Annotated in this window: 13 protein-coding genes; all 13 read left to right on the plus strand. The window is 40.7% G+C overall.

Annotated features, from left to right (window positions below; translation table 11 throughout):
- The 13 genes from ED652_RS12015 to ED652_RS12080 all read left to right on the plus strand — a co-directional run bounded on the left by ED652_RS12015 (window position 1) and on the right by ED652_RS12080 (window position 12,530).
- Complete coding sequence (locus tag ED652_RS12015; protein WP_122054922.1) at window positions 1-2,373, plus strand: RND family transporter; 2,373 nt, start codon at window positions 1-3, stop codon at window positions 2,371-2,373.
- A 15-nt stretch (window positions 2,374-2,388) separates the two neighbouring features.
- A complete protein-coding gene (locus ED652_RS12020; RefSeq protein ID WP_122054924.1) occupies window positions 2,389-3,198 on the plus strand; it encodes an outer membrane lipoprotein-sorting protein in 810 nt (269 codons plus the stop codon).
- Window positions 3,199-3,200: 2 nt separating this feature from the next.
- Window positions 3,201-4,376: a hypothetical protein gene (locus ED652_RS12025; RefSeq protein WP_122054926.1), complete on the plus strand. Its 1,176-nt coding sequence runs from the start codon at window positions 3,201-3,203 to the stop codon at window positions 4,374-4,376.
- 56 nt (window positions 4,377-4,432) lie between these two features.
- Complete coding sequence (locus ED652_RS12030) at window positions 4,433-5,965, plus strand: HAD family hydrolase (RefSeq protein WP_122054928.1); 1,533 nt, start codon at window positions 4,433-4,435, stop codon at window positions 5,963-5,965.
- Window positions 5,953-7,458, plus strand: a complete 1,506-nt coding sequence (locus tag ED652_RS12035; RefSeq protein WP_122054929.1) for a pyridoxal phosphate-dependent aminotransferase family protein — start codon at window positions 5,953-5,955, stop codon at window positions 7,456-7,458. The genes ED652_RS12030 and ED652_RS12035 overlap by 13 nt, the downstream gene beginning before the upstream one ends.
- A gap of 484 nt (window positions 7,459-7,942) precedes the next feature.
- Complete coding sequence (locus ED652_RS12040; RefSeq protein ID WP_122054931.1) at window positions 7,943-8,431, plus strand: GNAT family N-acetyltransferase; 489 nt, start codon at window positions 7,943-7,945, stop codon at window positions 8,429-8,431.
- A 561-nt stretch (window positions 8,432-8,992) separates the two neighbouring features.
- Window positions 8,993-9,400, plus strand: a complete 408-nt coding sequence (locus ED652_RS12050) for a VOC family protein (RefSeq protein ID WP_122054934.1) — start codon at window positions 8,993-8,995, stop codon at window positions 9,398-9,400.
- Window positions 9,401-9,477: 77 nt separating this feature from the next.
- The gene (locus ED652_RS12055; RefSeq protein ID WP_122054935.1) at window positions 9,478-9,912 is read left to right on the plus strand and encodes a GNAT family N-acetyltransferase; all 435 of its coding nucleotides are present in this window, start codon (window positions 9,478-9,480) and stop codon (window positions 9,910-9,912) included.
- Window positions 9,913-10,000: 88 nt separating this feature from the next.
- Entirely contained in the window at window positions 10,001-10,357 is a 357-nt protein-coding gene (locus tag ED652_RS12060; RefSeq protein WP_122054937.1) for a hypothetical protein, read from the plus strand.
- A gap of 36 nt (window positions 10,358-10,393) precedes the next feature.
- Window positions 10,394-10,864: a GNAT family N-acetyltransferase gene (locus tag ED652_RS12065; RefSeq protein ID WP_122054938.1), complete on the plus strand. Its 471-nt coding sequence runs from the start codon at window positions 10,394-10,396 to the stop codon at window positions 10,862-10,864.
- A 49-nt stretch (window positions 10,865-10,913) separates the two neighbouring features.
- Complete coding sequence (locus ED652_RS12070) at window positions 10,914-11,528, plus strand: LysE family translocator (protein WP_102465706.1); 615 nt, start codon at window positions 10,914-10,916, stop codon at window positions 11,526-11,528.
- 110 nt (window positions 11,529-11,638) lie between these two features.
- On the plus strand, window positions 11,639-12,055 hold the full coding sequence (locus ED652_RS12075; RefSeq protein WP_017061801.1) for a VOC family protein: 417 nt from the start codon (window positions 11,639-11,641) through the stop codon (window positions 12,053-12,055).
- Between the two features lie 52 nt (window positions 12,056-12,107).
- A complete protein-coding gene (locus tag ED652_RS12080) occupies window positions 12,108-12,530 on the plus strand; it encodes a GNAT family N-acetyltransferase (protein ID WP_122054940.1) in 423 nt (140 codons plus the stop codon).
- Window positions 12,531-12,682 lie beyond the last annotated feature (152 nt).

Below are 12,682 nucleotides of genomic sequence, written 5' to 3' on the forward strand. Positions count from 1 at the left end.
ATGAAAAATTCTTATAAGGACAAAGAAAACCACGAATTTCCAGTTTACTCAATGAAATTTGTCAACCTTCTTGCTGCTAAACCCGTATTAGTAATGATCTTAAGTTTACTTATAGTCGCGTTCACGTTTGTAGGCCTTGGTCGTTTAAGTGCTGACTTCACTCATGCCGGTTACTTCTATAAAAATGACACATGGCTGGTGGAGTTTGACAACTTTGAACAAACTTTTGGTAATGATGACTCAGTCATTATCGCAGTAAAAAATGATGATGGGCTATTTAACAAAGACTCGATCGAATTATTACAACATTTAACCAATGAAATGTGGCAGTTACCCGATGTAATTCGCGTGGATTCAATCACGAACTATCAACGTGTATATGCTGAAGGTGATGACATCAATGTTGAGCCTCTTGTGTCAACTCTAAAATCATACACAGAGAACGATATTGAAGAACTGAAGAGAATCGCTAAAAAGGATGAGATTCTAACTGGCTATCTCTTATCTGAAGACACATCGATGACTCTGCTTGTCGGTACTCTGAGGCCAAGTAATGGTAAAGAGTTAGATATTAAACCCGTTGTCACCGCTGCCCGCGATTTACTGGCAAACACTATTCTTGAAGGGCATGAATTTCACTTAGTTGGCGCACCTTTAATTGTTCAGTCATTCGCCGATGCGTCAGAAGCGGACAACGCTAGGATTATTCCAGCGCTACTGTTCGCATGTATTGTCATTATGTACTACGTGCTTCGCAACGCTTGGTGTGTGTTCTACGCGATGGTAATTGTCGTGTTTTCATCTATGGGCAGTCTTGGCCTTGCGGGTTGGTTAGGAATCCAGATGACTTCAATTACAACTGTACTTCCGCAGATAACTATTGGTCTAGCTGTCGCGGGGTGTATCCACATCTTAGTGACATATCGTATAGCACAGCAGAGTTATTCAAACAAAAATGCAGCAGCAAAGTACGCGTTGACTAAGAATGTTAAGCCGACTCTACTTACCGCACTAACCACTGCGATTGGATTTTTGAGTTTCAAATTTTCTGACATAAAAACCATTGCTGACCTCGGAATTGCGGCTTCAGTTAGCGTGTTATATGCGTGGACGCTGACATACCTAATGCTTAGCTCTCTATTGTTTATCTTGCCATTTGGTTACAACAAAAAGCAGCCACTTCAAGTTTCAAAAAGTACAGTGAGTAAGTTTGTAAACAAAGTATCAAACAATAGAAAAGGTGTGTTGATTGCATATGTAGCGTTTGTCATTGCAAGTGTTGCGGCTACGACGATGGTTAGGGTCGATGCAGATCCCATTGGATACTTCGCAAAGGGGCACGAACTGCGTAAAGGTGTGAATGAAATTGACCGAACTATCGGTTCGGCAAGAAACATTGAAATTATGATCAATGCGGGCTGCGAAAACTGTGCACAAAAACCAGAGTTCCTGAACAAAGTCGCTGAACTTGAAGGCTTTATTGAGAGCCGTAAAGAAGTCGCTCAAGTTGTATCAATTGTCGACATCCTTAAATCGACAAACAGAGCATTGAATTATGGTGATGACAGCAGTTACCGTTTGGGTGAAACGCAGAAAAGTATTGCTCAACAACTTCTATTTTACACCATGGGCTTGCCAAAAGGGCTATCTCTCGATAATCGAGTTTCTAGCCGCAACGATGCAATTCGACTCACTGTTTTTTGGAGAGTAGACAGTTCTGCAAAAGCACTTGAAGAGATTGCGATTATCAATGCCGAAGCTAAACGTCTCAATTTAGATGCAACTGTTACTGGTAAGTATTCGTTGTACCAAAGACAAGAAAGTTATGTTGTTAGCTCATTTCTATCGTCAGTTGGCATTGCGTTTTTACTCATAACAGCCGTACTTTGTGTCGCTTTTAAATCTTGGAAACTGAGTCTTATAGCACTTTTACCAAACCTAACGCCACTGTTAGTGGGAGGGCTAGGTCTTTGGGTAATGGGGGAGAACCTAAATGTAGGTACCGTTTTGGTTGTCAGTATCACCTTGGGTATTGCGGTGGACGACACGTTACACATTATTACTGAATATCAAAGACAAAAGTTAAAAGGACAGTCACCTACTGCCGCATTCACACAAGTATTTAGTGAAACTGGTATCGGGCTATATGGAACAACTCTAGTACTTGTATTTGCTTTCGGTGCGTCACTTCTTTCTACCTTTGCTCCATTCCAAGTCTTCGGGATCTTGGCTGCAACAGTGCTTGTAACAGCATTAGTGATCGACCTGACGGTTCTTCCGGCAATAATGCTTCGAAAACCAAAGGGCCAAGCAATACAAAAAAACGATGAAGAACAGGAAGACAAGAAATTCGAAACAGTTAAACAACAATGAAAATGGTGGGTGATCATGAAACTTAAACAATCAAAAAGTCTATTGCTGCTGGCTATTACGACGTGTTTGTCAACTTTTTCAAATATTGCTATATCAGATGATACAAGTGAATATTCTTTGAATGCAGAAGAGGTAATGAACCTGAGTCGTGAATACCAACGCGGTTTAACAAACTCAATGTCTACCGTTACCATGACTATTAAGACACGAGATAGTCAGATTGTCCGCATAATGGAACAGTACATTCTTGAATCAGAAGATGCCGGTAATAAAACCATAAATGTGTTTTCACAGCCAACGGACGTCAAAGGAGTGTCGGTATTAACACATACAGCAATGGACGGGAACGACCAACAATGGCTTTTTCTACCAAGTATAAATAGGACAAAGCGAATTTCATCATCGAATAGAGATAGCTCGTTCGTAGGAAGTGATTTTGCATTCGAAGATTTATCTTCACTTGAATTAAGTAAATACGAATTTGACAAAGCTAGCACTGTTGAAATATCCGGTCAGAAACTAATAAAAGTGACTTACAGACCAAATTACAATGGATCTGGATACTCTCATATTGAAACATATTTAAATAGTTCAAATTATCAGCCGAAATTAAATAAGTATTTTAATAGTCGTGGTGAGCATTCAAAAACATTGCACTTAAGCGATTATGTTTCATATTCAGAAGGAGGAGCGTGGCGGCCACATATTTTAAAAATGGAAGACCATATAAAAAACAGTGAAACTGAAATAGTGTTTGGAGAGTTTGCCACAGACTCTACTAATAAAAGTAGCTTCAGAGCAAACTCATTTAATCGAGTGCAATAATTATGGTTCCAGATATTGCAAAAATAGTTTCGTTATTTGCTCTTGCATATGGATTTAATGTTCATGCAATGAACTTACACGGTTTTTTAGGCATCGATGTCGTTGATTTTGTAAATACTAAAAATACTAAGGATGAGACTATCAGTGCCGTGGGGGAGCTGAGAAGTAGAGGGGAGCTGTCTGAAAATCTAAATTATGATCTTAGATTGTATGGTCAGAAAGGGATAAATGAATACACGGAAGGTTATTTCGATCCAACTATCGCAAAAATTAATTGGATAGGGGATTCGTATCAAATAGATGTTGGTTATGACCTTGTCTATTGGGGAGTGACAGAAGGTATCAATGTGATAAATATTGTCAACCAAAGAGACCAGATTAGGGACTACTTCCAAAAGCAAGGGCTAGGTCAATCGATGATAGCAGCGTCCTATTTTGGCGATATGGTCACTATTGAGGGGTATATTCTACCGCGATTTGAAGAGCTGAATTATGGAGGAACACAACGTCCCTGGGGGCTTGGATTACCGGTCGATGCGAGCCAAAGTACTTATGAGTCAAGCAAAGGTAAAAAACACACAGACTACGCGGCTCGTATGTCTGGGATGTTAGATGACCTAGAGTTTGGATTTGTTTTTTTTGATGGGACATATCGTAAGCCAATATACAAAGTAGATGGAGACATAGAACACTTAGTACCACACTATGTATTAGGTAATACACTCGGTCTTGATGTCCAGTACATTATGGATGCCAATATATATAAGCTAGAGCTAGGATACTTTAAGCCAAACTCTTACGACTCATATGTCAGTACAACTTTGGGGGTTGAAAGAGCACTAGGCTCATCTTGGTTCGGTGAGGGTGAGGCAACCGTTTATGCTGAGTATTACTATGATAGTAGGCAAGATGACATAACAGTAGCTTTTCAAAATGATATTTTCTTGGCTTATAAGTACACAACTTACAATGCATACGATCTAGAAACAACAATTGGAGGAATCGTTGACACTAGATATGGAGGCGTAATTGGAACGTTAGAAATATCGGGTAAGTTAACAAATGATATTAAGTTATCTTTTGAATATATTTATTTTAACTCATCGAATCCAAACGATGCGCTGTTTTATAGCAACGACTTTGACCAACTTTCATTTAATGCTCATTGGTACTACTAAGTCTTAATTTAACAGATTAAATATAAGTGTAATATTTTAAACAAGGAAGTTTTGTAATGGGTGAATTAAAAAGCATCTCCAAATTAGAATTCAAAAAAACAGCAGTCCCATCTGGTAAGTTTAAATGTGTGATTTTTGATTTATATGGAACTCTGATCGATTTTAATACTAGGCCTTTGCTTAGGGAGTTTTCTAAAATTCTTGGTGTGAAAGCTTCTCCAGTTAAGCTTAAGGCAACATTAATCGAATGTTTTGAAAGTGATGATAAAGCGTTGGAAGGTTTTATCGAAGCGTTAATTGGACGTCAGTCAACGTCTGAGGAATACTCTAAATGTAGAATTGCTTTAGAGAGCCACTTATCAACAGCAAAGCTCACTAAGGGAGCTAGATTATTACTAAGCAATCTGAAAGCTCGTAATATTAAAATTGCACTATTATCGAATGTCGCCCAAGTTTTTAAAAAACCATTTTTTGAATTAGGGCTAGCTAAGTACTTTGACGTAATAAACTTTTCTAGTGATATTGGTACTAAAAAGCCAATGACTAGTGCTTACATCGGCGTGACTTCGGAACTTGGCCTTCTTCCCTCTGATTGTCTATTTATTGGTGATGACGTTAAGAGTGACTACGACGCGCCGAAATCTTTAGGGATGAACGCTATCAATATTGGTAATGGACGTCGTGATGTATACGTCAATTGTCTCAGTGAGTTGGTTTGGCTTACAACATCATGTACTCCGCTTTTGAAAATAGGTGCTGAATACACGATAGATGATCAAAACTTCATGGTTACTGACATTGAATTATTGTCAGAAGAAGAATTAGGACGCTACAACATTGTCGCAAGAGTGCATGGGCTTGGCACTGATAACGTAAAGAAACAGTGGTACGTTAAAAGATATATAGATCCAGCAAGCGCTTACATCGAAGAAACTGCCCATCGAATAATGTGCACAATAGGAGCGGCAGCACCACGAGCTTACCTATTAGAAGGTGAGGAGCCGCTACTCTTTAGCTCTCCTGCTAAGGGGGCGATCTGGAAAGATGGTGATTATGATATCGAGGTCGCAGAACAAGTAGGTATACAAGCCGCCGCAGCATACATTCTTTCCAATGCGGATTGGCGTCCAAGAAACACCTACATTCAAAAGTCTACATCTAAAGTCACATCCATCGATTTGGAACATTGCCTATTTGACAGAGTATTGGGCATCAATCTCGAAGTTTTTGATGGGACAACAAAAGAGAGTATAGACAACTTAGGCCTTTCAACATGGGCTCATACTAGAACAAGAGTTCTTTCATACTCGGCTATTCGAAGAGCCATCAAGTGCTTTACACAAACCGACAATCGAAATACATCTGAATTCAAACAGTTTCTTAAAGGTTGGGATAAAACCTTTAAGCAAGCGATAAGTAATCGACGATTAATTAGAGATATCTTACAAACAAAGATGAATTCTCAACAATTAGTGATCGGCACAAAATCACACCGAAGAGCATTCGCTAATGTTGACTTACATGACTTTCTCGAGCGCATTGAGTTGGGCCATCGCGTAATGCGACTTAAGGAAACATGGGACAACTAATGATGAACTACCTAACAAACAACAAATTTGAAACTATTGAAATTGATAAGGAAATCGGCATGAACATTGAAAAAACAGAAGAACTTAATATTGATCTATACAAATTCGAAGAATCTTTCCCAAATAAGGCGTTATTACAAGGTGAAGGCGTACTTACGAAAGGACAAATGCGCTACTTCAATCCTCGCTCAGAATATATTTTGGATCGTTATCAAGATCTTGAAGGTTGGTACCGTCGTAGGCTTGAGGCTGGTGTTATGAGCCATTTTTTGAAAGTAGTCGGTGACCCAGATGTAGAAGCAACGGTCCGTGACCTTGCTGGCCGAGAGTTTACAGGTATTAACTTATCAACAGTAGATTATATGGGCTTATCAAACCATCCAAAGCTAAAGCAAGCGGCGATTGAAACGCTAACTAATAAACGACTTCACAGTATTAATACTGGCCCTTTGTTAGGTAACTCGCCAGAGTCGGGCGCTCTCCAGAAAGAGATAGCTCAACATTTAGGCCACGAATATAGCATCCTATTCCCAACAGGTTGGGCTGCATCATTTAGTGGGGTCGCGGGGGTTGCGAGAAAAGATGACATAGTGTTGGTCGATGAATACGCTCACCAAAGTTTAAAGCAAGGGGCCTATGCATCATGTGACAACGTCGTTAAATTCAAACACCTTTCTAATATGGAAGTAAGGTCGAAACTTGAAGCGATTCGTTCAGATAATCCTACACAAGGTGTATTGGTTGTCACTGAAGGCCTCTACTCAATGGATGGTGATGCGCCTGATATTAAAGAACTCCTCGATATATGTAAAAAACACAATGCTGCTCTGCTCGTGGACATTTGTCACGACTTAGGTTGTACAGGCAAGGACGGTAAAGGCACTCTTGGAGATCAAGGAGTACTAGGCGATCCTGATCTTATCGTGGTTGGTGCGTTCTCGAAAACACTGTCTACTAACGGTGGGTATTTAACTACTTCAAACCTTGGTGTGGTTTTCTCGACATGTTCATTCGCAGGCCCATACACTTACTCTACATCGTTATCACCTACACAAATTGCGATTGCTCGTGAAGGCCTAAAACTAGTAGCAAGCAAAGAGGGGGAGGAACGTCGGGCTAAATTGATGTCGAATATCAATGTTGCACGTCAACGAGCAAAGATGCATAACATCGATGTGTATGGAACCCCTTCTCCAATAGTTTCGCTTCATGTCGGCTCAGAGAATATTGCTCGCCTAGCGTGTGCGAAAGCGTTCCGTATGGGAGTAGTTACAACCATCTTAGAATACCCTGTTGTCGCGCGAGGGAAAGCTCGATTCCGTATGTCAATGAGCCCGGAGCATGAACACGAAACATTAATAAAAGCAGTAGACATCATCGCAGAAAGCATTGTCTGGGCAAAAGAATACCATGCAACGTTAGGAGACTCTCAAATGGAGACATGTGATTCTCACAAAAAAGAAGAGTTAACGTCGATCATTGGTCAGCAATAGAATAACTTTACTAGACTGAGCCTCGCACAGTTACCACCGGATTGTTCGGTTAATGCTAATGCAGCACCTTTATGGCCTAATTGTATTCGCAGTATAATTTTAGGTCAGGTTCCGGCGTCCTAGCTTCAGTTAATCGGCAGCGTCACATTAATTTCCCTTTAGCAGCAGATGTGAAGCTACCGAGTCGCAGGAGTAGATCTTTTTGTAGAGCTGAGTTCGAGGTCAACGTTACCTTTGAGCTAGGTCTATATCATTGAACAACAAGCGTGCTTCACACCTTTATATGGCGTGAGGCTAGTTCAAACATGGAGAGTAAATGTGAAGCCTCATTAACGCTCGCTGAGTGGGAAACGAGTCATAGGGCTAAAATAGCCCAAGCAATAACTTCTGCGAAACAAAAATTTGAAAACACTTCAAGCTGATTCGCAATGCGCGGCATTTTTGCCGATTAACAAGTGTTAGACAATAACGAATAAATTCCCCCATGGAGAAGAGAGTGATCGTAAGGACTGCGACGAAAGAAGACTCAAGTGTTTTGTTAGAGTTCATTGAACAAAAAGCTGACTTTGACCGAAGTATGAGAGGGTTTAGCGGGGAAATCTCGACAACTATAGAGAAAATCGAACGCACACTATTTGGTGACTATCCATTTGCCCATGCTTTAATCTTGGAATCGAATGATCAGCATCTTGGCTTCGCACTGTATATCTATCGATATTCATCCTTCAGTGGAGAGCCATCAATCTGGCTTGACGACCTATTGGTTACAGGAAATCAAAGATCAAAAGGGTATGGTCGTGAACTTATGATGGCTTTAAAGTCACAAGCGGAGTCATCATTCGCCTCTCACATCTCATGGACGGCAAGTCCGCACAATAAGAAAGCGCATGAGTTCTATAAAAGGTTAGGTGCAGAGGTTGAGCGAATGGATGGTCAAAGGCCTTATTTTCGCTTGGCAGTGTGTGATTCGTGATTGAATCAAAAGGGAACTAAAAAATAACGACGCCGGCTATAAGATAAGATGGCAGCAAGTAAAAGTGTGTCCTTGAGGTTGATTTATATAGTTTACGAGATGATTATCAATACTTGGTATTTAACTCGATTTGGTGTCGGTGGTAAGTTTGCAAACCATCTCAGCATTGTAAGTCACTTAGCTGTAGGTTTTGTTAATTGGCAAGAATTAAGAATTAAGAATTAAGGATTACCTAAATGTTCAAGTGTCCAAATTGTGGGTTGTCGATTTCTATTAAAGAGAAATCGAAGTTGCATCCTTCTAAGCACATGACGTGTAAACAATGTTCTCAAGTCTTGAAGCCTTTTACGATTTATTACTATTCACTCTTCTTTGTTGCCTCTTTCTCGTTTTTGGCTTCAATGGATCACCTAGGATTAAACACTCTAGGAGCCGTGGTGTTTAGTTCTACATTGGCTTACTTGCTGTTAGCGTGTCAGCCAATAAAGAAAGTATCGAAATAGCCCTCTAGCATTAAAAGAAGATGACTAGTCAACAATAAAATAATGACATAGGTAAATCATGACATTACGAGTAGTTCCAGAGCTTTATTGTTTCGATATTAATGTGAGCAAATCCTTTTTTCTCGATGTGTTGGGATTTGAAGTGAAATACGAGCGCCCAGATGAAGAGTTTGCTTATCTAACGCTCGATGGTGTTGATTTGATGCTTGAAGGGATTGCGGGCAAAAGTCGAAAATGGCTTTCAGGTGATCTGGAGTTTCCGTTAGGGCGTGGTGTTAACTTCCAATGGGATGTTATCGATATCGAACCTCTATATCAGAGAGTTAACGAAAGCGCCGCTGATTCTATTTACTTAGCGTTAGAGTCAAAATCTTATCTATGTGGTGATTCCATCGCGACTCAGAAGCAGTTCATAGTCCAAACCCCAGGCGGTTACCTCTTTAGGTTTTGCCAAGATATTCTTTAACACATAAATCTTATTGGTTACTCACTTATTACAAGAAACACAGCTAACTAAATACCCATATAAACAAGGAGAGTAGAGTGGTAAACATTCGGGAAATGGCAATTTCAGACTACGACTCAGTGATCGCGTTGTGGTGCCAGACAGAAGGAATGAGTATTCGCGATGCCGATTCGAAAGGAAGCATTGCGAGCTATTTAGATCGTAACCCTGGTCTGAGTTTTGTGGCTGAAAGTAACAACGAGATCATTGGCGCTGTGTTGGTTGGAACGGATGGTCGTCGTGGGTATTTACAACACTTAGCTGTCTCGGCCAAATTCAGAGGGCAAAAGTTAGGTTGTAAGCTTGTCGCAGAGGCGGTCAACGCACTTGCAGGGCTAGGTATCCCCAAGACCCACTTGTTTGTTTATAACGACAACATCAATGCTCAACAGTTTTACGAAAAGTTGGGCTGGTTTCCTCGAGATGAAGTTCGAATGTACTCGTTTAATAGCTCGGATAATAGTAACGTTTAGCCTTATAAGTTCGCGTTGGCTGAGCTTGAATTTGCAACAGGTTCGCGCGCATCCGTCTAATATCAAAAAATCCTTGGAGTATTTAGAAATGTTGTTTTCTAGTCTGTCTAAACCATTGGTTCATGGCTCCGAGTTATGTTCTGAACTGCTCAATTTCTTAACCGAGCATAAGAGTGATTTCGAAGAGAAGTTAATCCCAGAACTGTCATACATCGATGATATGGCACATGTGGTGAACGGCATTAAAATCAAAGACGTTCTACACATCAATTCGAATCAATACCGACTTCGATATTCGTTTGATTGGGAGCTATTTCTCGGCTGTTCAGATAGAAATGAAACCGGTGTAGAGAATGGAAGTGTTCTATTCACACTTGAGGATGATAATGTTCTTAATATCAACTTCCCAAACTACGGTTCTCGAGACACTAGCTATGAGCTTTAGTCAATTTTTCGTGCGTGTTATACAGAAGGAAGAACAATGATAACTATCGAAAAGCTTGAAGAATCACATGTGGCGTTAGTTCAGGCCATCCAACTCGTCGATGAACAGGTCCAGTTCGCTGGCACTGCTGCAGAGTTTTTATTAGACGGCAGTGAAACGACGCACTTGCACGTGATTAAATCTGATAACCAAGTTGTTGGCTTCTTTAAGCTGGATATCGCTTACGCAGAGCGTTACGAATTCTGCCCTGAAGGAAGCATTGGACTAAGAGCTTTTGTGCTTGATAAAAACCAGCAAGGTAAAGGTTTAGGAACTGGCACGGTCAAAGCTTTGTTTCCATATTTAAAAGCGAATTACTTAGCGTATGAGTCGATTTACTTAACCGTGAATTGCAAAAATCCCGCAGCATTCAACTGTTATAAGAAAGGCGGCTTCGAAGATACCAATGAACAGTATCTAGGTGGCGCAGCAGGCCCGCAATTTATCATGCGCGGTCAAATCGTTTAGTTACATAAACAGGTTAATTGTCGAACGACAAACGGTCTAAGGAGGGATCATGTCAATTACATCAGGAATAGCTCTGTTTGTTGCGATGTTACTATCTGCAGCGATACCAGGACCCAGCGTTCTCGCCGTTCTGTCGAGGTCTCTAAGCTATGGCTGGAAACAAGGCTTGTTAGTGGTGCTTGGCGTACTAATCGCGGATTACATTTTTATATTCTTAGCTTTGTCTGGTTTATCAGCTTTAGCTAGCGCAATGGGTGAATTTGCTACGGTAATTAAATATGTAGGCGTTACCTATTTGTTTTGGTTGGCTTACACAACATGGACGTCAGATGTTAGTGAATCATCGAGTACATCTTCGGAGCAAGGAACGAAAGCCTCAAGCGTGATTATCGGCTTATTGATGACAGTTTCAAACCCAAAGGCGATTTTGTTTTACATGGGTTTCTTTCCTGCATTCATAGACCTAAAAACATTTACCACAACAGATGTGGTGATGATTTTGGTGATTTCAACTGTAGCTGTAGGTGGAGTATTGAGTCTCTATGCTTGCACTGCCTCTAAAGCTCGTTTTGTATTTCAAGGGCGCTCAGCAAAGACGCTATTGAACAGATTATCAGGTGGCTTTTTGGCGACTTGCGGTGCTTTGTTAGCAACTAAAACATGAGTACTCTTTGGACTGATTTAGCCATAACACTGAACTAAGCGTTAACACCTAGTGTCTTTGCTTTCTTCATGGCATCATTCCACGCAGCTAAAACCCCAACAAGGTATGTTATGAAACAGAATATTGTCCACATTGCACTCGTGGTAAAAGACTACGATGAAGCGCTTGATTTCTATGTAAACAAGCTTAAGTTTGATCTCATCGAAGATACGTATCTACCAGAAGAAGATAAGCGCTGGGTTGTTGTCGCGCCACCAAATTCAACCGGTGTGAGCCTGTTACTTGCTAGAGCTTCCAAGCCAGAGCAACTTGATTTCATCGGCAACCAAGCTGGTGGACGCGTATTCCTATTCTTAAACACCGATGATTTCTGGCGTGATTACGAACGCATGACTTCTTTGGGCATTAACTTTGTTCGAGAGCCTAAGGAGCAAGGCTACGGTACGGTTGCTGTGTTTGAAGATCTTTACGGTAACTTGTGGGATCTGCTTCAGTTAAACCCTGAACACCCTATGGCTAACAGGTAGATAAGCCAAGCCTACAACCTTAATTCTAGTCATACGGATTTGCAGGAGCGACATGGAAGTCACAAGGTATCAACTCAAGTATTTAACCGCTTTACAGGTGCTCTATCTAGAATCAAGACAGAACACCTTTCATTGGGCTGATGCCGACGCTTTTAAGTTATCCGATTTCGATTTAGATACAGAAAGTGAAGAAATATGGGTGGCTGTTTCTGGCAATAAGGTTTTAGGTTTTGCCTCTATTTGGAAACCTGAGAGCTTCATTCATCACCTCTATGTTTGCCCGCGAACTCTACGTTCTGGGGCAGGCTCTGCTTTACTCAATACCTGCAAACAACATTACCCTGTTCTGACATTGAAGTGTCTGACTGCTAATGAAAATGCTATTGGCTTTTATCAGTCGCAAGGCTTTGTTATCTCGTCCACAGAGGGAGAGGAATTAGAGCGTTATCACTTAATGACGTACCAAGCTTTGTAATAACAGCCATAGCTTAGTGATAACAGCCATAGCAATCACAATCTCTGCAATTACAATAAGGGTAATCAAGTCGGGAGTTTAAACCGAGAATATGGAACTTAACAACCACCTACTAAAGTAGGTGGGTTAGTATTACGGACTGAAAGTCCGGA

Origin of the sequence: Vibrio sp. Evd11 (assembly GCF_900382755.1) — a bacterium.
In the GTDB taxonomy this organism is placed as follows: domain Bacteria; phylum Pseudomonadota; class Gammaproteobacteria; order Enterobacterales; family Vibrionaceae; genus Vibrio; species Vibrio lentus.